Annotated in this window: 21 protein-coding genes; 8 read left to right on the top strand and 13 right to left on the bottom strand. The window is 64.9% G+C overall.

Going from position 1 to position 20,152, the window contains the following annotated elements:
- Nucleotides 1-136 precede the first annotated feature (136 nt).
- The 8 genes from Q7V31_RS13770 to Q7V31_RS13735 form a co-directional block, all read right to left on the bottom strand.
- Nucleotides 137-1,069 carry a metal ABC transporter solute-binding protein, Zn/Mn family gene (locus tag Q7V31_RS13770; RefSeq protein WP_304735123.1) on the bottom strand — a complete coding sequence of 311 codons (933 nt, stop codon included), beginning with the start codon at nt 1,067-1,069 and terminating at the stop codon, nt 137-139.
- A gap of 13 nt (nt 1,070-1,082) precedes the next feature.
- Entirely contained in the window at nt 1,083-1,955 is an 873-nt protein-coding gene (locus Q7V31_RS13765) for a metal ABC transporter permease (RefSeq protein WP_304735122.1), read from the bottom strand.
- On the bottom strand, nt 1,952-2,689 hold the full coding sequence (locus Q7V31_RS13760; protein ID WP_304735121.1) for a metal ABC transporter ATP-binding protein: 738 nt from the start codon (nt 2,687-2,689) through the stop codon (nt 1,952-1,954). The genes Q7V31_RS13765 and Q7V31_RS13760 overlap by 4 nt, the downstream gene beginning before the upstream one ends.
- Nucleotides 2,686-2,835, bottom strand: a complete 150-nt coding sequence (locus Q7V31_RS13755) for a hypothetical protein (RefSeq protein WP_304735120.1) — start codon at nt 2,833-2,835, stop codon at nt 2,686-2,688. Before Q7V31_RS13755 ends, Q7V31_RS13760 begins: the two co-directional genes overlap by 4 nt.
- A 101-nt stretch (nt 2,836-2,936) precedes the next feature.
- The gene (locus tag Q7V31_RS13750; protein ID WP_304735119.1) at nt 2,937-5,012 is read right to left on the bottom strand and encodes a hypothetical protein; all 2,076 of its coding nucleotides are present in this window, start codon (nt 5,010-5,012) and stop codon (nt 2,937-2,939) included.
- 9 nt (nt 5,013-5,021) lie between these two features.
- Complete coding sequence (locus tag Q7V31_RS13745; RefSeq protein ID WP_304735118.1) at nt 5,022-7,826, bottom strand: DUF4159 domain-containing protein; 2,805 nt, start codon at nt 7,824-7,826, stop codon at nt 5,022-5,024.
- Between the two features lie 2 nt (nt 7,827-7,828).
- A complete protein-coding gene (locus Q7V31_RS13740; protein ID WP_304735116.1) occupies nt 7,829-8,773 on the bottom strand; it encodes a DUF58 domain-containing protein in 945 nt (314 codons plus the stop codon).
- 15 nt (nt 8,774-8,788) lie between these two features.
- Nucleotides 8,789-9,787: a MoxR family ATPase gene (locus tag Q7V31_RS13735; protein WP_304735115.1), complete on the bottom strand. Its 999-nt coding sequence runs from the start codon at nt 9,785-9,787 to the stop codon at nt 8,789-8,791.
- A 142-nt stretch (nt 9,788-9,929) separates the two neighbouring features.
- Here Q7V31_RS13735 and Q7V31_RS13730 point away from each other — a divergent pair, with 142 nt between their 5' ends.
- The gene (locus Q7V31_RS13730; protein ID WP_304735114.1) at nt 9,930-10,565 is read left to right on the top strand and encodes a DUF1285 domain-containing protein; all 636 of its coding nucleotides are present in this window, start codon (nt 9,930-9,932) and stop codon (nt 10,563-10,565) included.
- 9 nt (nt 10,566-10,574) lie between these two features.
- Here Q7V31_RS13730 and Q7V31_RS13725 read toward each other — a convergent pair whose 3' ends face one another.
- Nucleotides 10,575-10,958: a PIN domain-containing protein gene (locus Q7V31_RS13725; protein WP_304735113.1), complete on the bottom strand. Its 384-nt coding sequence runs from the start codon at nt 10,956-10,958 to the stop codon at nt 10,575-10,577.
- On the bottom strand, nt 10,951-11,418 hold the full coding sequence (locus Q7V31_RS13720; protein WP_304735111.1) for an AbrB/MazE/SpoVT family DNA-binding domain-containing protein: 468 nt from the start codon (nt 11,416-11,418) through the stop codon (nt 10,951-10,953). Before Q7V31_RS13720 ends, Q7V31_RS13725 begins: the two co-directional genes overlap by 8 nt.
- Before the next feature lie 71 nt (nt 11,419-11,489).
- On the opposite strand from Q7V31_RS13720, the gene Q7V31_RS13715 reads away from it, so the two are divergent.
- From Q7V31_RS13715 to hemN, 4 genes are all read left to right on the top strand, one after another.
- Nucleotides 11,490-12,149, top strand: a complete 660-nt coding sequence (locus tag Q7V31_RS13715) for a CoA pyrophosphatase (RefSeq protein ID WP_304735110.1) — start codon at nt 11,490-11,492, stop codon at nt 12,147-12,149.
- Between the two features lie 75 nt (nt 12,150-12,224).
- Nucleotides 12,225-13,478 carry a CCA tRNA nucleotidyltransferase gene (locus Q7V31_RS13710; RefSeq protein ID WP_304735109.1) on the top strand — a complete coding sequence of 418 codons (1,254 nt, stop codon included), beginning with the start codon at nt 12,225-12,227 and terminating at the stop codon, nt 13,476-13,478.
- A gap of 12 nt (nt 13,479-13,490) precedes the next feature.
- The gene (locus tag Q7V31_RS13705) at nt 13,491-14,021 is read left to right on the top strand and encodes a hypothetical protein (RefSeq protein WP_304735107.1); all 531 of its coding nucleotides are present in this window, start codon (nt 13,491-13,493) and stop codon (nt 14,019-14,021) included.
- 81 nt (nt 14,022-14,102) lie between these two features.
- On the top strand, nt 14,103-15,452 hold the full coding sequence (gene hemN / locus Q7V31_RS13700) for an oxygen-independent coproporphyrinogen III oxidase (protein ID WP_304735105.1): 1,350 nt from the start codon (nt 14,103-14,105) through the stop codon (nt 15,450-15,452).
- Here hemN and Q7V31_RS13695 read toward each other — a convergent pair.
- A complete protein-coding gene (locus Q7V31_RS13695; RefSeq protein WP_304735104.1) occupies nt 15,449-15,925 on the bottom strand; it encodes a YbaK/EbsC family protein in 477 nt (158 codons plus the stop codon). The genes hemN and Q7V31_RS13695 overlap by 4 nt on opposite strands.
- Before the next feature lie 159 nt (nt 15,926-16,084).
- On the opposite strand from Q7V31_RS13695, the gene Q7V31_RS13690 reads away from it, so the two are divergent.
- Complete coding sequence (locus tag Q7V31_RS13690) at nt 16,085-16,633, top strand: hypothetical protein (RefSeq protein ID WP_304735103.1); 549 nt, start codon at nt 16,085-16,087, stop codon at nt 16,631-16,633.
- Between the two features lie 66 nt (nt 16,634-16,699).
- Here Q7V31_RS13690 and hemF read toward each other — a convergent pair whose 3' ends face one another.
- Both hemF and Q7V31_RS13680 read right to left on the bottom strand, forming a co-directional pair.
- Nucleotides 16,700-17,590 (bottom strand): oxygen-dependent coproporphyrinogen oxidase, encoded by an 891-nt coding sequence (hemF, locus tag Q7V31_RS13685; protein ID WP_304735102.1) that lies wholly within the window; start codon nt 17,588-17,590, stop codon nt 16,700-16,702.
- Nucleotides 17,591-17,618: 28 nt separating this feature from the next.
- Entirely contained in the window at nt 17,619-18,092 is a 474-nt protein-coding gene (locus Q7V31_RS13680) for a tRNA (cytidine(34)-2'-O)-methyltransferase (protein WP_304735100.1), read from the bottom strand.
- Nucleotides 18,093-18,325: 233 nt separating this feature from the next.
- On the opposite strand from Q7V31_RS13680, the gene petA reads away from it, so the two are divergent.
- Nucleotides 18,326-18,865 (top strand): ubiquinol-cytochrome c reductase iron-sulfur subunit, encoded by a 540-nt coding sequence (gene petA / locus Q7V31_RS13675; RefSeq protein WP_304735099.1) that lies wholly within the window; start codon nt 18,326-18,328, stop codon nt 18,863-18,865.
- Between the two features lie 11 nt (nt 18,866-18,876).
- Nucleotides 18,877-20,145, top strand: coding sequence for a cytochrome b N-terminal domain-containing protein (locus Q7V31_RS13670; RefSeq protein WP_304735097.1), 1,269 nt, complete (start codon nt 18,877-18,879; stop codon nt 20,143-20,145).
- Nucleotides 20,146-20,152 lie beyond the last annotated feature (7 nt).

Genomic DNA, 20,152 nt, shown 5'->3' with positions numbered 1-20,152 from the left:
TTCGGCAACAAAGGCTTGATTAAAGCCCATTCCGCATCGCTCAGATCGAACCGTCCCATCTCTCCCTCCCAGAAAACCGAGAGAGAAAGTGAATCACGCTTCGCCTGTCAGCGGAATCCCTTTATGAGTACAGAACCTAGTTCTTCAGCATTGCCGCGACCAGCAGCGGCACGTTGTGGCGGAACATGTCGATATAGGTCGGCGCCGCGCCGTCCGCGCCCGACAGCGCATCGGAATAAAGCGCGCCGCCCATTTCGGCGCCGGTTTCGCGCGCGATGGTTTCCATCATGCGCGGATCGGACATGGTTTCGATGAAGAGCGCCTTGATGTTCTCGGCGCGGATCTGGTCGATCAGCCGCGCCAGCGCCTGGGCGCTTGGCTGCGCGCCGCCGGCAAAGCCCAGCGGGGCGTGAAATTCGACGCCGTAGGCATCGCCGAAATAACCGAAAGCGTCATGCGTGGTGATGACCTTGCGCTTTTCCGCCGGCACCTTGCCGATCTCGGCGCGCACCCAGGCGTCGAGTTCCTTCAGTTCGGCGATATAGGCGGCGGCGTTCGCTTCATAGGCACCTGCATTCGCCGGGTCGGCCTTCGCCAACGCCTCGGCAATATTGCGCGCATAGATCGCGCCGTTTGCCGCGTTCTGCCAGCCATGCGGATCGAAGTCGTGCGGCACGGACGGATAGCCTTTCTCGTCGTGCCCCTGACCGTGGTCATCGACGTGGTCTTCTTCCAGATCGCGCGGGTTGATGCCGAAACTGGCGACCGCATAGGCCGCCTTGCTCTTCGCGGCGGCGGCGAGGCGCACCATCCAGGGTTCGAAGCCGAGGCCGTTGACGACCAGAAGGTTTGCATCGGCCAGTGCGGCTGCATGCGCGGGGCCGGGCTCGAATGTGTGGGCATCGCCTTCCGAGCCGACCAGCACAGTGAGTTCAACGCGACCGTCCGCGATGCGCGTCACCATGTCGCCGAGAATACTGAAGCTCGCCACCACTTTCAGCGGCTCGGCCGCGGCGGGTGCGGCGACGACGGCGAAAACGAGGGCAAGGCATGTCAGAAGCTTCTTCATCGTCCATCTCCTCTCATTCGTGGAAATGCGCGCGCGGAAAATAGCGCGTGCGCAGGCTGTCGCGGGTGCCGAGCAGGATCGAGCCGAGATAGAAACCGCCAGCGGTCAGGATGATCGAGGGGCCGGAGGGCAGGCTGAAATTGTAGGAAATCAGCAGGCCGATCAGCCCCGAGGCAAAGGCCATCGCAATCGACAGCGCCGCCAGCGACCAGACGGCGCCGGCCCAGAAGCGTGCGGCTGCCGCCGGCAGCATCATCAGCCCCAGCGCCATCAGCGTGCCGAGCGCCTGAAAGCCGGCAACGAGATTGAGCACCACCAGCGTCAGGAAGATGAAATGCCAGAGCGTGCCGCCGCCGGTCGTGGCGCGCAGGAAGGCCGGATCGAAACATTCGATGACCAGTGGCCGGTAGATCAGCGCCAGCGTTACCAGCGTCAGGCTGGCGATGGCGGCGACCAGCAGCAACGCCGCGTCGTCGACCGAAAGGATCGTGCCGAACAGCACATGCAGCAGATCGACGCTCGAGCCGCGCATTGAGACAATCAACACGCCGAGCGCGAGGCTGATCAGATAGAAGCCGGCAAGGCTTGCATCCTCGCGCAGCGCCGTCACGCGCGACACGATGCCGGCCAGCAGCACCACCGTCAGACCGGCGATGAAGCCGCCAAGGCTCATCGCCCAGAGCGAGAGGCCGGCGACGAGAAAGGCGATGGCGGCGCCGGGCAGGATCGCATGACCCATCGCGTCGCCCATCAGGCTCATGCGGCGCAAGACCAGAAAGGTGCCGACGGGGCCGGCGCCCAGCGCCAGCGCGAAGCAGGCAACAAGCGCGCGGCGCATGAAGCCGTATTCGACGAAAGGTTCGATCAGCGCCGCATAGAGCATCATGCTGCGTCGCTCCAGCCGTCGGAAATGTAGCGGGCGCGGCGCAGGTTCTCGGGCGTCAGGACGTCGCCGGCCGGGCCCCAGGCTATCGGCTCGCGCGCCAGCAGCAGCACGTCGGGGAAGGCCGCGCGGACGCGTTCGATATCGTGCAAGACGGCGATCACGGTGCGGCCTTCGCCGTGCCAGCGATCGACGAGGTCCATCAGCTCGGCGGCGGTGCGTTCGTCGATGGCGGCGAAGGGTTCGTCGAGCAGGATGACGCTCGCATCCTGCAGCATCAGCCGCGCGAAAAGTACGCGTTGGAATTGTCCGGCCGAGAGGCTGCCGACCTGCCGGTTCTCGAAACCGCCAAGGCCGACGGCGGCGAGTGCCGCTTCGGCGCGCGCGGTCAGGCCACCGGTAATGGTGGCGAAGAGGCCGATTTCGGCCCAGAGCCCCAGCGACACCGCGTCGATGACGTCGATCGGGAAGCTGCGGTCGATCTCGGCGAGTTGCGGCAGATAGGCGACGCCGCGTCGCGTCAGCCCGTTCATGCGCACAACGCCTTCGTCGGGCGCGATCAGGCCGGCGATGGTTTTCAGCAGCGTCGATTTGCCGGCGCCGTTGGGCCCCACAATCGCGGTCAGGCTGCCGGGTGCGAAGCTGCCGGTCAGGTGATGCACCGCCGGCTCGCGGTCATAGGCGACCGTCAGGTCTTCCAGTTCGATGGCAGGCACGGGAAGGGCAAGCGCGTTCATCGTGCAAGCGCCCAGAAAACCGCCAGCCACAGAACGACGATGCCCGCGCCGGCAACCGCCAGCCGCGCCGCGAGGCCCGTTCCGAAGGCACTGACGCGCCCCCAGCTTTCCGGCGCGTGGGCAGGCTCATGGCGATGGTCGGCCACCGGCATCTCCAGCAAAGATCAACATATGTAATAATATAACATCGGGAAACTAGGCGCTATCACCGGAAGCTGCAAGCGTCAAAAGGGCAATTTCCGGCGCTTCAGCGCCCTTCGCGCCACCAGGCCAGCGCCAGCGCGCCGAGGATCAGCAGCAAGGCCAGCGGCCCGACCAGCAGCGGCGTCTGGCGAACCGCATGGACCAGATATTTCTCGTTGCGCCGGAGACCGAGCCAGCCGTCCGCTGCAGCCGCGTGGTTCGCGCGAACGGCACGGATACCGGGCGTCGCGCTTGCACCTTCACCGACCCACCAGACACCGCCGCCGGTCGCCCGCGTGATGGGTCGCATGAGGCTGTCGGTGGCGCGGACATCGGAAAACTCGCGCGGGTTCAGCGGTCCGGATGCTGCGACCACATTCAGGTCGCCTTGAGAAACGCGGTAGAGACCGAGTTCGCGCACCGGCACCGTCGCGGAAAAGCGACCGGGCGCGGTTTCGTTGAGCGTGACTTCGGTAACGGCGCCGGACGGCGCCGTCACGCTTGCAGCCGTTGCCACGTCGTCCATTGTGCGCCGCTCGATGGTCAGCATGTCGCGTTGCACGGAGGCCGAAAGTTTTTCTTCTTCGAGATCGGGTTCCTTCATCAACCAGTGGGCGAGACGGCGCAAAAGCTCCGCCTGCGGACCGCCGCCCTCGTAGCCGCGCGACCAGAGCCAGATGTGATCGGAAAGAATCTGGGCGACGCGTCCCTTGCCCGCATGATCGAGCACCATCAGGGGGCGTTCGCCCGGCGCTTCCATCAGCACCTTGCCCTGGCCGACATCGACGTCGATGGTGCGGAACCACCGGCCCCAGGCTGGCGGCTCGGATTCGCCGCCCGGCAGATCCGCCGTCACCGGATGGCGGGCGCCGGTGCCGGTGACACGCGGAAGGAAGCCGCCAACGGTCGTTTCGCCGGTCGGTTGTGCAGGGAGGATGGTTGCAAGCGGTGTGCGGTAAATCGAATAGGGGGTGGCGAATGCCGGACCCGAAGCGGCGAGGAAGGCGCCGCCATTCTCGACATAGTCGACGATGTTGAGGAAATAGGCGATCGGCAGCACGCCGCGCCGCTTGTAGCGGTCGAAGATGATCAGGTCGAACTGGTCGAGCTTCTCGTCGAAGAGTTCGCGTGTCGGGAAGGCGATCAGCGACAACTCGTCGGTCGGCGTGCCGTCCTGTTTTTCGGGCGGGCGCAGGATGGTGAAATGCACGAGATCGACCGACGGGTCGGCCTTCAGCAGATTGCGCCATGTGCGCTCGCCCGGATGCGGTTCGCCCGACACCAGCAGCACGCGCAGCCGGTCGCGAATGCCCGTGGCGACGACGACGGCACGATTGTTGAGCATCGTCAGATCATCGGGTCCTTCGGCGACATCGATTTCGATGACGTTCGGGCCGCCATGTTTCAATGCCAGTGATACATCTGTCTGTTCGCCGACAGCCGCTTCGATGACCATCTCGGGAACGCCGTCGACCGAGACCGTGACGGTCGCGGTCCCGTCCGTCGCGCCTTCATCCGCTGCGGTTTCGTCGACGCGGAAGGAGAGTGTTACCGGTTCGTCGACAATGCCGAAGCGTGGCGCTTCGATGACGCGCAACCGGCGGTCCCGCTCGTTCTTGCGGCCGACGATCAGCGCGTGAACCGGCGCGTCGAAGCCAAGTGCGGCGGCGCTCGCCGGTACGTCATGAACCTGCCCGTCGGTGATGAAAATCGCGCCGGCAATGCGCTCGCGCGGTACGTCGGCAAGGGCCCGCTCCAGCGCTGTGAAGAGCGCCGAGCCCTCCTCGTCGCCGGGATTGCTCGCGACGGAGACGACACGTGTCTCGATCCCATCCTCGCGTGCGAGGCGATCCTGCAGGATCGCGAACGCCGCATCGGTCTCGCCGGGGCGGTTGCCGATATCCTGGCTCTGGCTGCGATCGATCACGATGGCGGCAATGTCGGGCACCGCCTCGCGGTCTTCCTGGCGGATGGTCGGGTTCAGAACCGCCAGCACAAGGATCGCAAGGGCCGCCGTGCGCCAGGGTGCGCCGCGTGCGCCGCGCCAGGCGGCATAAGCCAGCGCGGCGACACCGGGCAATGTCAGCAGCACGACCAGCAGCAGTGGTACAAGCGGTTCGAAAACGATGTTCCATGCCATCTGTGCCCCCTACTGACCGAGACGCTCGAGAAGGGCCGGCACATGCACCTGATCGGACTTGTAGTTGCCGGTCAGCGCATACATCACGAGGTTGACGCCGAACCGGTCGGCCATTTCGCGCTGACGTTCGCCGCCGGGGCTGACCGGGTAGAGCGGTCGGCCCGCTGCGTTGCGCGCCCAGGCGGCCGCGTAGTCGTTGGAGCCGACGACGACAGTCGACACGCCGTCATTGGTTCGGCCCGCGTTGCCGCCGGAGGTGGCTTCGACCCAGATCTGGCCGCCGTCCCAACGGCCGGGAAAGTTGTGCATCAGGTAGAAGGACTTGGTCAGCACGTGATCGGCGGACACAGGTTCGATGGCCGGCAGATCGAGTTGGCCGAGCAGGCGGCGCAGCGTCATCGTGCCGGGTGTCAGCGTTCCGACGATGGCCCGGTCCTGATCGCGGGTGTCGAACAGAATGGTGCCGCCGTTCTTCATATAAGTATCGATCTTCGCCAGAGCCTCCGGCGGCAGGTTTTCCTGGCTCACGGTCATCGGCCAGTAAAGGACCGGGAAGAACGCGAGCTCGTCGCGCAGAATGTCGACGCCCATTGGTTCGCCGGGTTCGAACGCCGTGCGCGCACGCAATATCCGGCTCAGGCCCGCAAGTCCGGCCGCGCTGACCGCATCGGCATCGCGATCGCCTGTAATTACCCAGGCAAGCCGCGTTTCGAGTGAGGCTGCAAGAGCGAATTCGTCCGCACGGTCCTGCGCATGCGCGTCGGGAGCCGGAAGAAGCAGCATCAGGCCGGCAAGTGCAGGCAGGATACGTGTGGCAAAGCGGCGGCGTCTGATCTTTTCGGCCTCGAAGAGACCTGTCATCCAGAGCGCGGCCACGGTGTCGAGGATCACAAGCGCCAGCGCCAGCATCAAGGCGAGCGCCGCAAGGCGCATTTCGGTATTGCCCACAAAGCCGCGCCGCTCGGCGACGCCGGGCGTGTCGATCAGCGGCATCAGCGACGGTGCCGGTGTTCCGAGGTTCAACGCGCGCGGTGCGTCGGCCGCACCGTAAAGGCCGGGCGGGTGGCGGGGACCGCGCACGGTCTCATCGAACTGGGTCGCCCGAATGGCGATCGCCGTCGCGGGTGGGGTGCCGAGGCGGCCAAAGCCGTCCAGCGTTGCAACCGGGCTCAGCAATTCGTAGTCGCGGCGCGGCCCTTCGGATCCTTCACCGGTGGCGGTCGCGAAACCTTGCGAAAGTGCGACGGTACGCCGAAGCATTTCGACGAAGAGTCCGGACAGCGCCAGATTCGACCAGTCGCTGTTGGCGGTCACATGAAAGAGCACGATGGTGCCGTTGCCGCGCTTCGATGCCGTGACCAGCGGTGTGCCGTCCTGAAGCTGCGCCCATGTCCGGCTGTCGAGATCGGGCGTGGGCTCGGCCAGCACCTGCCGCGAGACGGTTACGTCGTCGGGCATGTCGATGCCGTAGAACGGACTTCCGGGTTCGAAGGGTGCGAGGCGCTGTGGCTCGCTCCATGACAAGGCGCCGCCCAGGGCGCGGCCGCCGCTCCGGAGCGGCACCGGCACCAGATCGTCGCTTTGCTCGGCAAGGCGGGGTCCGGCAAAGCGGATCAGCATTCCGCCTGCCTCAACCCATTGGCGAACGCGTTCATAGTCGGTGGCAGACAGCGTACCCAGATCGGCCAGAACGAGCACCGATAGCGGCGTGTTGAGCAGTGCCGCGATATGGCCCTCTTCGCCGCCGGTGGCGTCGCGCAGTTCGGCAAAAGGCGCGATGGCGCGGCGCAGAAAATAAATGTCCGACAAGAGCGGCTGTGCTTCCTCCTGCGAAGCGCCGGAGACGATGCCGACGCTGTGTCGCCGCCAGCTCCTGTCGGTCAACACGACCGCGCCGGCCGATGTCTCGCCGGCGATTTCGAGGCGGGCAATGCGGTTCCGCAATTCCAGCGGCAGATCGAATTTGGCTTCGGCGTGCGTCTCGCCTGCCACGAAGCTGTAGGTCGCCTCGCCGAGAATGTTGCCTTCCCCGTTCAATGCACGAACGCTGCCCGCAGCCCCGCTGCCTTGTTCCGTGCGGATGATTGTTGTGGAAAGTGCATTGCTTTCGGATTGCGGCGGCAGCAGCGCCAAAGCGCGCGAATCGGCTGACGGTTCGATCAAGGTCACTCCGTTGTCGCCGGCGATTGCCGCGAGGCGCCGTGAAAAGGCGGCGCCTTCTCCATGCTCGATACCGTCGGCGAGCCAGAATATCCGGATGTTGCTGGCATTGAGCGTGGTGGCGGCTTCGAGATGCGCCGCAAGCGCGGCTCTGTCCGGCGCGATCGGCTGCGGCTGCATGGCGCGGGCGCGCGCGGCGGCATCGTCGGCCGCTTCGAAATTGAGTTCGGGCGCACTGACGGTGGGCGCGGTGCCGACAATCAGAACAGGCCGGTTGTTGCGTCCGGCATCGGCAATCAATCCGTCCATGGTGGCGCGACGATCGCTCCAGCGGGCGGCGGCGGTCCAGCCATTGTCAACGACAATCAGCAGCGGCCCCGAACCCGCGATACGTTGTGCCGGGTTCCATAGCGGTTCGGCCAGCGCCAGCACAATCAGCGCCGCGATGGTCAGGCGCAGAATCAGCAGCCAGAGCGGTGTATGCGCCGGCGTCTCCTCCTCGCGGGCAAGGCCGGCCAGCAGCCGGATCGCCGGAAAACGGACGCGCTTGGGCAGCGGCGGGCTGATGCGCAGCAGCCACCAGATGGCTGGCAGTGTGGCGAGGCCGATGAGCATCCACGGGGCGGCAAAGGCGAGGGGGCCGAGTTGCAGCATGATCAGAGGCCCGGACGCGGCGGCTTGCGTGCCTCGATGGCGCCGGACAGGGCACTGTAAAGGGCCAGCAACGCCGTTTGCGGGACACGGTCGGTGCGGTGTGTCGCAAAGGTGAAATTGATCCGTCGCGTCACGTCCATGATGCGATTGCGGTGAATATCGAGGCGTTGGCGATAGGCTTCGCGCAGATTTTGTGCGCGCCCGACCATCAACCGCATCTCTTCCTCGACGCCCTCGAACTCCGTCCGGCCCGAGAACGGCAGGTCTTCCTCCGCCGGATCGAGAACCTGAATCAGGTGGCCGCGCACGCCCTCGGCCGCATAACCCCTGATGCGGGCGACGATGTCATCGGCCGGCGCGAGAAAATCGCCGATCAGAACAATCTGCGCGTAGCGCGGCAGATGTTCGGGTGGCGGCAGGCTTTCAAACTTCATCGCTTCGCCGTCAACGGGCGCATCGAGCAGCGCATGGGCCATCCGGCGTTGCGCCGCGCGACCGTTCATTGGCGCGAAGCCACCACCCAGCAAGGCGACGCTTTCGCCGCCTTGCACCAGCAGCGAGCTGAGCGCCAGCGCCAGCACGGTTGCGCGATCCTTTTTTGTGCACGGGGCAAGGTCGGAAGCGTAGTCCATCGAGGCCGAACCGTCGCGCCAGATCCAGACGCTTTCGGCTGCTTCGCGTTCCGTCTCGCGCACGAAGAGATGCGCCGAACGGGCCGAATGCCGCCAGTCGACCGAGGACGCCGTGTCGCCTTCGCGGAAGCGCCTGAACTGCCAGAAGGTTTCGCCCATGCCGACGCGGCGTCGTCCGTGGACGCCTTGTGCGACCGTCGAGGCGACATGCTCGGCTTCCGTCGCCAGGGGCGGCATGACCTCGGCCAGCGCCTCGGCCTGCTCGCGCAGGCCGGTCGCGCCCGATGGGGCAGCCGGTGATCGGGGAAGGCGCATCGCTCTCACTCACATTCAGCCGAAATTGCGGCAGAGCCTGTCGATCACGCCCGACACCGTGACGCCTTCGGCCCGAGCCGAGAAATTCAGGGCCATGCGGTGGCGCAACACGGGTGCGGCGAGCGCCGTCACGTCTTCGATCGAGGGTGAGAAGCGCCCGTCGATCAACGCGCGGGCGCGCACCGCCAGCATCAGCGCCTGGCTGGCGCGCGGCCCCGGACCCCAGGCGACATGCCGCTCGACTTCGCTCGACGCGCCTTCTTCGGGCCGTGCGGAGCGCACCAGTTCCAGAATGGCGTTGACGACCCTCTCGCCCACCGGCACGCGGCGCACCAGGCGCTGTGCGGCCATCAGATCTTCGACGCTCATGGCGGCGCGCGCAGAGACGACTTTCTCGCCGGTCGTTGCAAGCAGCATGCGGCGCTCGGCTTCGAGGTTCGGGTACTCGACATCAACCTGCATCAGGAAGCGGTCGAGCTGCGCCTCGGGTAGCGGGTAGGTGCCTTCCTGCTCAAGCGGGTTCTGCGTTGCCAGCACATGGAAGGGCGCCGGCAATTCGTATCGGACGCCGGCCACGGTCACCTGCTTTTCCTGCATCGCCTGCAGCAGCGCCGACTGGGTGCGGGGGCTGGCGCGGTTGATTTCGTCGGCCATCAGCAGCTGGCAGAAGACCGGCCCCTTGATGAATCGGAAGCTCCGGTGGCCCTGGCCGCTCTCTTCCAGCACTTCCGAGCCCAGAATGTCGGCGGGCATCAGGTCGGGCGTGAACTGCACGCGCTTGTCGTCCAGGCCCAGCACCTGGCCCATCGTGTGGACAAGCAGCGTTTTCGCAAGGCCCGGCACGCCGACCAGCAGCGCGTGGCCGCCGGCCAGCACCGTCACCAGCGTCTGGTCGATCACCTGTTCCTGGCCGTAAATGACCTCGCCGATGGCCTCGCGCGCCGCCGCGATTTTTGCGCCGGTGGCCTCGATTTCCTCGACGGCAGTGCCGCCGGCTTCACTGAGTGTCTGCATTGACCTACATATACCGTGTGTGCCGCATGTCGCGCTTTGCGCCGGGCCGCCATTGGCGCGGGCGTTCGTGACGATAATATGGCCGGAATCGCCGGTTTGCGGCAGCAAATCGAATGCAAGTTGTCGAGAGGATGAGAGAAATATGGCCGGGGCGACCGGAAAGACCTCGGGGAAGCCTGAAAAATCCGAAGCCGGCGGCGCGCCGGGCGGGTTGAAGGGCCTTGCCGTTGCCGAGGCCGAGGGCAAAAAGGCGCGCGGCTTGCCGCCGGTCCACAAGTGGAACCCGCCCTTCTGCGGCGATCTCGACATGCGCATCGGCCGCGACGGCACCTGGTACTACATGGGAACGCCGATCGGCCGGGCGCGGCTGGTGCGGCTGTTTTCGACCGTGCTCCGGCATGACGAGGACGGGAAATACTATCTGGTCACGCCGGTCGAGAAGGTCGGGATCACGGTCGATGACGCACCGTTCCTGGCCGTTGCCATGAAAGTCGAGGGCGAGGGTCGCGGCCAGGTCCTGACCTTCACCACCAATGTCGGCGACGACGCGACCGCCGGCGCCGAGCATCCGATGCGTTTTGTGATCGACGCCGAAACCGGCGAGCCGGCACCTTATGTCCATGTGCGGGCGCGGCTTGAAGCGCTGATCAACCGCGCCGTCTTCTACGATCTGGTCGAACTCGGCGTCGAGGAGGAACATGAGGGCCGGCGCTGGTTCGGCGTCTGGTCTGGCGGCACCTTCTGGCCCTTCATGCCGGCCGAGGAGATGGCGTTCTAGGCCGGACGGTCAGCGGATTGTCTGCACCTCGACGCCGACATCGACCTTGGCCCACGCCTTATCGGCGGTCACTGCCGTCAGCCCCAGTTCTCCGGCGAGCGATAGGCAGGCGCGGTCGCCGAGCGACAGTCCCGCCCTGGATGTCTTGTTTGTCAGCAAGCCTGTTGCGACGGCGCGTCCCTTGTCGAGCGGTTCAATTTGCATTTCCATATCGTCAACCAGATCGAGGACCGCATCGATCGAGAGGCCGTATGCGGTGAGTTTGGTCACGACTTCGGCAAGATTGACGCTCGACATTCTGGCGCGGTCGAGAAGCGGCGCGATATTCTCGTGTCCCGGCTCCCGCAGTATTGAGACAAGCAGCACGGATGCATCCAGAACCACCTCAGCCATTCTTGCCTGCCTTTCGCGTGTCGGTCATTTCCTCAGCCGCTTCGCGGCGACGGTCGGCGATCAGTTCGTCGACCAGACTCACACCAGCAGGAACAAGTTTGCGGACAACTTCCTGCGCGCGCTGCAAGGCGAGTTGCTTGCTCATCAGTTTGAGTTCGCCGTCCGCGAAGCGCGCGACGAGCCGGTCGCCCTCCTTTATGCCCATGGCTTCCCTGACGGATGCGGGAATCACAACGCGACCGCCGGCGCCCACCTCGACATGGGTCGATTGGGGCAGGGCTTCCGCTTTCCTCGTGGTCTGCACCTGAACATTGCGGACATGCTGGGGGATTGTCCCAAGAAAATCGGCTATCTGACGTCGGCTAAAGCCGCCTGCATCTGTCAGAGCTCTGATCTTCGCGGATTTGGTCGGAAGCCCCTTCGTGATTGCCTCCATCCTATCCATGTTAGCTTCTGTCATCGCCGGTCTCCTCGCTGGAGATATTTGTTCATATAGGTTGTGAACAAATTATATGTCATACGAGTTGTTCATTGTCAACTAACTATCGCACCCGCATTCTTTCCCGCACCGACCGGGAGCCGCCGCCCGTCAGCGCCCTGCTGGCGCCCGAAGGCATTCCTGGCCGCCGCCTCCGGGGTGACCACGACCTCAACGAAAATGTCTGGGTCGAGCCCGAGGAGCGGCCGAGCTTGCGTGCCGCCGCCGTGCTGGTGCCGGTCATCGAGCATCTGCACGGGCCGCATGTGCTGCTGACGCGGCGCGCCGAGCATCTGGGCACCCATTCGGGCCAGGTCGCCTTTCCCGGCGGCAAGATCGATCCCGGCGAAACCCCGGCCGAGGCCGCCTTGCGCGAGGCCGAGGAAGAAGTCGGGCTCGACCGGTCCCATGTCAGCGTCGCCGGTTATCTCGACGCCTACGAAACCGGCACCGGCTTCCGCATCCTGCCGGTGGTGGCCTTCGTCACGCCGGGCTTCAGCCTGACGATCTCGCCGCATGAGGTGGCGGAGGCTTTCGAGGTACCGCTCGGCTTCCTGATGGATCCGGCCAATCACCAGCGCCACAGTGCCGTCTGGCGGGGCAAGCGGCGCGAATATTACGCGATGCCCTATAATGGCCATTACATCTGGGGGGCGACGGCCGGGATGCTGAAAAACATGTATGACCGCCTTTATGGTGCCGAGGCGGGCTGAAACGCCGGGGCAGACAGGCGGGCCCGCGCATCCTATATCTGCGGGACATGAAAAGAATTTGCGGAGCGACGCAGGATGAATGCCGAGAAACAACTGGTCCGGGCCGAATGGCTCAACGCGCCCGACACAAAGGCGGTGCTGGCGGCGCTGGCGGCCGATGGCGGCGTCGCGCGCTTCGTCGGCGGATGCGTGCGCAACGCGCTGATGGGCGAGCCGGTTTCCGATGTCGACATCGCCACCTCCGAAACGCCCGAGCGCGTCATGGCGCTGCTTGGCGCCAAGGGCATCAAGACGGTGCCGACCGGTATCGATCACGGCACGATAACGGCCGTGACCGCGAACCGCCGTGTCGAAATCACGACGCTCCGGGCCGATGTCAAGACCGACGGCCGCCGCGCCGATGTCGCTTTCACCGGCGATTGGCTGACCGACGCGAAGCGGCGCGATTTCACCATCAATGCGCTTTATTGCGATGCCGACGGCACGATCCACGATCCACTGGGCGCGCGCGCCGACATCGCGGCGCGGCGCATCCGCTTCATCGGCGATCCGCATGAGCGCATCCGCGAGGACTATCTGCGCATTCTGCGCTTCTTCCGCTTTCATGCCTGGTACGGCAAGGGCGAACCCGATCCGGCGGGTTTGCGCGCCTGTGCCGGGGAAGGCGAGGGCCTGAAGCAGCTCTCGGGCGAGCGGGTGCGCGACGAGTTGCTGAAAATTGCGGCAGCCGATAACGGCGCGGCCGCGTTCCGGCAGATGGCGGCGACCGGTCTTCTGTCGATCGTGCTGCCCGAGGCAACGCGTCTGGACCGTTTCGAGAAGTTGGTTGAAATCGAGGCGACGCAGTTGTTCCTGCGTGAGGCCGATCCGGTGCTGCGTCTCGGTTCGATGCTCGATCTCGATGCGGCCGGCGTCGCGGCGCTGGCGGCGCGCCTGCGTCTTTCCAACCGCGAGCGCGACCGGCTGACGCGCATGCTGACCGACACCACCAGGATCGTCTGCTACCTGTCGATGCGCGAGGTGCGCCGCGCGCTCTACACAATGGGTATCGAGCTCTTCAAGGATCGCGTTTCGCTCGGCTGGGCCGACGACAAGCGCGGCCACAACGCTTTCCAGTGGCGGGCGCTGCTCGCCATGGCCGATAGCTGGGAGCGGCCGGTGTTGCCGCTGACCGGCGAGATGATCAAGGCCTCGGGCGTGCCCGAAGGTCCGGAGATCGGCCGTGTGCGCGCCGAGGTCGAGGAATGGTGGATCGACAGCGATTTCATCGAGGATGAGTTCTCGATCATCGAACGGCTGAAAGCGATTGTGCAGGCAACGATTTACTGAGGGAGGTCGATCATGCGCGTCCTTTTTGTTTCGTTTCTGTTGCTGATGCCGCTAGCCGCTTGCGGCGACGGCGCGTCCGAGAACGATGCGGCCAGGGCTGCGGCGGTCTTCTACGACATTCGTCTCAGCGAGCGTGCGGGCGGCGTGCCGGAAGGCGATTTCCGCACGCGGCTCAGACCGGTCATCTCGCCCGGGCTCGACAGTCTGCTGGCGCAGGCCGCCGAGGCCGAGCGGCGCCACACCGAACGGACCGACAATTCCGAGCCGCCCTATCTGCAGGGCGACATCTTCTCCTCGCTCTTCGAAGGCGCGACCGGCTATGAAATCGGCAAATGCGAAGCCGATGGCGAGACGGTTGCTTGCGATGTATTGCTGGTTCACGACGCGCCCGAGCAGCCGGTGCAATGGACCGACCGTGTCGTCCTCGTATCGGCGAACGGGCGCTGGGCGGTCGACGACATCCATTATGGCGGCGACTGGGATTTCGCCTCGAAGGGCACGCTGCAGCAGATGCTGAAGGCGGTCATCGCCGAGGAAGAATAGCGCCGCCGCGACCATCTGCCGCCCGGCTGCGGCATTTGCGCGGATTGCCGCGGCCATGCGCCGGCGCCTAGCCTTTATGCCATGCGCAGCGATTTCATCGACCGATACGACCTGCGGGTCCCGCGCTACACCTCCTATCCGACGGCGCCGCATTTCGGTCCCTCGGTCGATGGCGCGCGCTATCGGGCCTGGCTCAGCCAGCTCGATCCGGCGCTGCCGCTGTCGCTCTATCTCCATGTCGCCTATTGCGCCGAGATGTGCTGGTTCTGCGGCTGCCATACCAAGGCGACGCGGAAATATGCGCCGGTCGCCGACTATCTCGAGGCGATGCTTGCCGAGACGCGCCTGGTCGCGCGGCATCTGCCGGCGCGGATGCTGGTCAGTCACATCCATTTCGGCGGCGGCAGCCCGACGCTGCTGACGCCCGCCGATTTCGGCCGCACGCTGGCTCATCTGCGCGAATACTACAATGTCGCGCTCGACGCCGAGATCGCGGTCGAACTCGATCCGCGCACGGCCGACGCGCCTTATGTCGCCGCGATGGCGCGGGCCGGCGTCACGCGGGCCTCCGTCGGCGTGCAGGATTTCGAGCCGCGCGTCCAGCGGGCGATCAACCGCATCCAGCCCTATGACGTGACGGCGCGGGTTATCGGCTGGCTGCGCGCGGCCGGCATCGGCGCCATCAACATGGATCTCTGCTACGGGCTACCGTATCAGACGGTCGCGAGCCTCATCGACACGGTCGACAAGGCGGCCGGTCTCCGGCCTGCCCGCATCGCGCTCTTCGGCTATGCGCATGTGCCGTGGATGAAGCCGCATCAAAAGCTGATCCCGGACGAATCATTGCCGGGCATCGCCGAGCGCTGGGCACAATATGAGGCGGCGTCGGCGCGGCTTGCGGGCCACGGCTATGTGGCGATCGGGCTCGATCATTTCGCGCTGCCCGACGATGCGATGGCGCAGGCGCTCGGCGCCGGCCGGCTGCAGCGCAATTTCCAGGGCTACACGACCGATGCGGCGCCGGCGCTGATCGGCTTCGGTGCGTCCGCCATCGGCGCGCTGCCGCAGGGCTATGTCGCCAACGAGCTGGCCATCGACCGCTACAAGGCCCGCGTCCGGGCCGGCGAGTTGCCGGTGACGCGCGGCGTTGCGGTGACGGGCGAGGACCGGCTGCGCCGCGCCGTCATCGACCGGCTGATGTGCGACATGGCGGTCGATCTCGATCAGGTGGCGGCGCTGCATGGCGCGCGGGCGGAGGATTTCGCGGCCGAACTCGCAAGTCTGGCGCCGCTCGAGGCCGACGGCATTGTCCGCCGCGAGGGCGCGCGGCTTGCCGTCACCCAGGACGGGCGCCCGCTGGTGCGCGCCGTCTGCGCCGTCTTCGACAGCTATCTGGGCCAGGGCGAAGCGCGCCACTCGAAGGCGGTCTAGCAGATCGCCGCAAAGGTCGCGCCGGCTGCCGCGGCGAGCGCGTCGGCCGCGATTTCCAGTTCGAGGCCGTAGGCGCCGCCCGAGACAAAGATCGTCGGGAAACCCTTTGCGCTTTCATCGATGAAGGTTGGCAGTGTTTTCTTCTGCCCGAGCGGGCTCACGGCACCCATCGCATAGCCGGTCAGTTTCACGGCCTTGTCTTGCGGCGCGAGGTCGATCCGTTTGGTGTTCATCGCACGCGCCAGCGCCTTGCGGTCGAGGTCGCGATCGGCGGGCACCACGACAACGGCGAACTTCCCCTCATCCGTCTCGACAATCAGCGTCTTGAACAGCCGCGCCGGATCGAGCCCGCCGGCCTGTGCCATCTCGAGCGCCGAGGTCTTGCGGTCTTTCGGCACGTCGATCTCGCGGAAGGTGCCCGGAATTTTATTCAGCCGCACGAAGCGTTCCGCCGCCGTCTCGCCCTTCGCCATGTCAGTCTCCGAGAATTCCACCGTGGCTGCCTTGGCGGCCATCCGGCTGCGGAACAATTTTTTGGCTCGCCTCCGGCTTTCTATTTTCCTAAACTTCGCTGGGCAAGGTTTTACCGCGCTGTTCCCGAAGCGGGAATTCGTGCATTCAGGGGGGTGGATATGAAGAGGATTGTCGGGACTGTTTGTGCCGTTGTCGTCGCTGTGGCGCTTGCCGGCTGTTCGACCATGACACCTACAAGCTATGCACCCTATGCGGACAACAACGTCGCTCTGCGCAAGCATGAGGGCGTCTCCGTCAGCGTAGGCTCACTGAGCGACACCAGTAACTTCAGCGCCAATTGCAGATTGATGGGGCCGATCACGGCGTCCGGCAACAGGTCGATCGCGCAGTTCGTTCAAGATTCGTTCAACGATGAATTCAAGTTTGCCGCCATTCACGGGTCCGACACGGTTCTTCAGGGAGAGCTCACGCATGCCGAGTTCTCGTCCACCTCGGGTTTGACGAATGGCTGGTGGATATTGCGCGTGACCCTCAGAAATCCGGACAACGGGTCGAGCCTCACCGCGGATGCCCGGTATGATTTTCCGAGCGGTTTCGACGCGATGACGGCCTGCACGCAGACCGCGCAGGCACTGACGCCTGCCGTTCAGCGCCTTGTCAACAGCGCCGTTTCCAAACCGGAATTCGCAAAGCTGATTGCGCGCTGATGTGTTGTCCCGGTGTTTATCGCCGGGACAGCATCTACCTTTTGTTCGTTCCTGCTTTCTCCAACCTCACGGCCACTTCACCGTCGGCGGCATCGAGGAGAGGATCGCGTTGACATTGCCGCCGGTCTTGAGGCCGAAGGTCGTGCCGCGATCATAGAGCAGGTTGAATTCGACATAGCGGCCGCGCCGGATCAGTTGTTCCTCGCGCTCGGCCTCGCTCCATGCCTCGTTGATGTGGCGGCGCACCAGCGCCGGATAGATGTCGAGGAAAGCCCGCCCCACATCCTGCGTGAAGGCGAAGTCCTTGTCCCAGTCGCCGGAATTCAGGTGATCGTAGAAAATGCCGCCGGTGCCGCGCGGTTCGTTGCGATGCGGCAGGAAGAAATATTCGTCGCACCACTTTTTGAACTTCGGATGGTAATCCGCGTCGTGCCTGTCGCAGGCGCGCTTCATCGCCGCGTGAAAATCGACCGTATCGGGATGATCGGCGCGGCGCTGCCCGTCAAGCACCGGCGTCAGGTCGCCGCCGCCGCCGAACCAGCCCTTTGTCGTCACCACATGGCGCGTGTTCATGTGCACGGCCGGCACGCGCGGGTTCTGCATATGGGCGATCAGCGAAATGCCGCTCGCCCAGAAGCGCGGGTCTTCTTCCGCACCCGGCATCTGCTTGCGGAAGTCTTCGGAAAATTCGCCGTAGACGGTCGAGATATGGACGCCGACCTTTTCGAAGACGCGGCCCTGCATCACCGACATCTCGCCGCCGCCTTCGTCTTTCGCGCCGTCGCCGCGTTGCCAGGGCGTGCGGACGAAGCGGCCGGCCGGACGATCGGCGAAGGTGCCGGTCAGCTCGTCCTCCAGCTTCTCGAATTCGGCGCAGATCAGGTCGCGCAATGCGCGAAACCATTTGGCGGCGCGCGCTTTGCGTTCTTCGGTGGTCTTCCCGTTGCTCTCGGACATCGTCTCTTCTTTTTACAATTGACCGCTCTTACTTAGCCGCCGGGAACCCGGCCGGGAAGCCCGCCGTCTGCCGCAGCGCTTCCGACAGCACCATCGCGGCCGCCACCGCCATGTTGAGCGAGCGGGCAGGGGGCCGCATCGGGATCGTCACGCGGCCATCCGCTGCCGCATGCACCTCGTCCGGCACGCCGGCGCTTTCGCGGCCGACCAGCAGGATGTCCGAGGGCCGGTAGCGAAAGTCCACAAAATTATTATGGGTTTTGGTCGTCAGCAGCACCAGCCGCGATGTGTGAGGCTGCGTGCGACGAAAATCGTCCCATGAGGCATGCCGCGTCACCTCGGCCAGCGCGCCATAGTCCATGGCCGCGCGTTTGAGGTCGCGGTCCGACCAGGGAAAGCCGCAAGGCTCGATAATGTCGACCGGAATGCCGAGACAGGCGCCGAGCCGGAGCAAAGTTCCGACATTGGGCGGGATGTCGGGTTCATAGAGCGCGAGGCGCATCGGAGACCTTTGAACAGAGGGATGGAACGCGCCGCAACGGCGCCGATTGCGTCAATTCGGCATGCGGCGATGCGTCATCCTGCCACAGGGTGGGCGGGGCTGGACAATGGCCTGATTGGATGCCACAAAACCACGCAATGCATGGGGCGAAAGCAGGGGATTCGTCGGTCTTTCGCTCGAAGCAGCGGGTATCTTCCACCCCGTTGCTGCACTTCAACGAGGAGACCTGAACCGTGGCACAAACCCACGCGGTCGAGCCGACCAGGCGCGATTTTCTCTATGTAGCTACCGGATCCTTCGCCGCCGTCGGCGCGGCCTATGCCATCTGGCCGCTGATCGACCAGATGAACCCCGATGCCTCGGTTCTGGCGCTGGCGTCGATCGAGGTCGACATCTCGAACATTCCGGTCGGTCAGGAAAGCACCTTCAAGTGGCGCGGCAAGCCGGTCTTCATCCGCCATCGCACGGATGCGGAAATCGCGGCGGCCGAAAGCGTCGATGTGGCGACGCTGCCCGATCCCGAATCCGATGTCGCCCGCCTGCGGCCCGGCCCGTCCGGCGAGATCGACAAGAAGTGGCTGGTCGTCATCGGCGTCTGCACGCATCTGGGTTGCGTGCCGCTTTCCTATCGCGGTGAATTCGACGGTTATTTCTGCCCCTGCCACGGCTCGGTCTACGACACCTCCGGCCGTATCCGCAAAGGCCCGGCGCCAACCAATCTCGAGGTGCCGCCTTACGCATTCCTGTCCGACTCCAGAATCATGATCGGCTGAGGGGCATAAAGATGAGCCATCAAAGCACCTACACGCCCGGCAACGGCTTCTCGCGCTGGATGGACGAGCGCCTGCCCGTCATGCGGCTTGTCAATGACAGCTTCGTCGATTACCCGGTGCCGAAGAACCTCAACTATTGGTGGACCTTCGGCGCTGTGCTGAGTTTCTGCCTCGCGGTCCAGATCGTCACCGGTATCGTGCTCGCCATGCACTATATCCCGACGACCGAACTGGCCTTTGCCAGCGTCGAGCACATCATGCGCGACGTGAACTATGGCTGGCTGATCCGCTATGTGCATTCCAACGGCGCCTCGATGTTCTTCATCGCCGTCTATATCCACATGTTCCGCGGTCTCTATTACGGCTCCTACAAGGCGCCGCGCGAAGTGCTGTGGATCCTTGGCGTGCTGATCTATCTGCTGATGATGGCGACCGCCTTTTTCGGTTACGTGCTTCCCTGGGGCCAGATGAGCTTCTGGGGCGCCACCGTCATCACCAATCTCTTCGGCGCCATTCCGCTGGTCGGCGAGGCGCTGCGTACCTGGCTCTGGGGCGATTTCGCGGTCGGCGATCCGACGCTCAACCGCTTCTTCTCGCTGCATTACCTCTTCCCCTTCCTGATCGCCGGCGTCGTCATCCTTCACGTCTGGGCGCTGCATGTGACGGGGCAGAACAATCCGGCCGGCATCGAGGTCAAGGACCCGAAAAAGGACACGGTGGCCTTCACGCCCTATGCGACGATGAAGGACGCCTTCGGCCTGTCGATCTTCATGATCCTCTTTGCCTATTTCGTCTTCTTCAATCCCAACGGTCTCGGCGAACCCGACAACTACATCATCGCCGATCCGATGAAGACGCCGGCCCATATCGTGCCCGAATGGTATCTCTTGCCCTTCTACGCGATCCTGCGCGCGGTGCCCGACAAGCTCGGCGGTGTGGTGCTGATGTTCGGCGCCATCGCGATCCTTTTCGTGCTGCCCTGGCTCGACACGTCGAAGGTTCGTTCGGCGCGGTTCCGGCCGCTCTACAAGCAGTTCTTCTGGATTTTCGTCGTGGTCTGCATCGGCCTCGGCTATTGCGGCGGCCAGTCGCCCGACAAGATCCTGATCCCGGTCGGCGAGGGCGGCTTCGACGTCACCGATCTCTCGCGCATCCTGACCACCTATTACTTCCTGCACTTCCTCGTTCTCTTCCCCGTGCTGGGGCTGATCGAGAAGCCGAAACCGTTGCCCGAAAGCATTGCCGCTTCCGTGCTCGGGTCCGAACCGGCAAAGAGCTGAGGGAGAA

The sequence above is a fragment of the Parvibaculum sp. genome (genome assembly GCF_030651915.1).
Classification (GTDB): Bacteria; Pseudomonadota; Alphaproteobacteria; order Parvibaculales; family Parvibaculaceae; genus Parvibaculum.
Note: the sequence above shows the minus strand (reverse complement) of the source record. Positions and strands in the feature narration are given on the sequence as shown.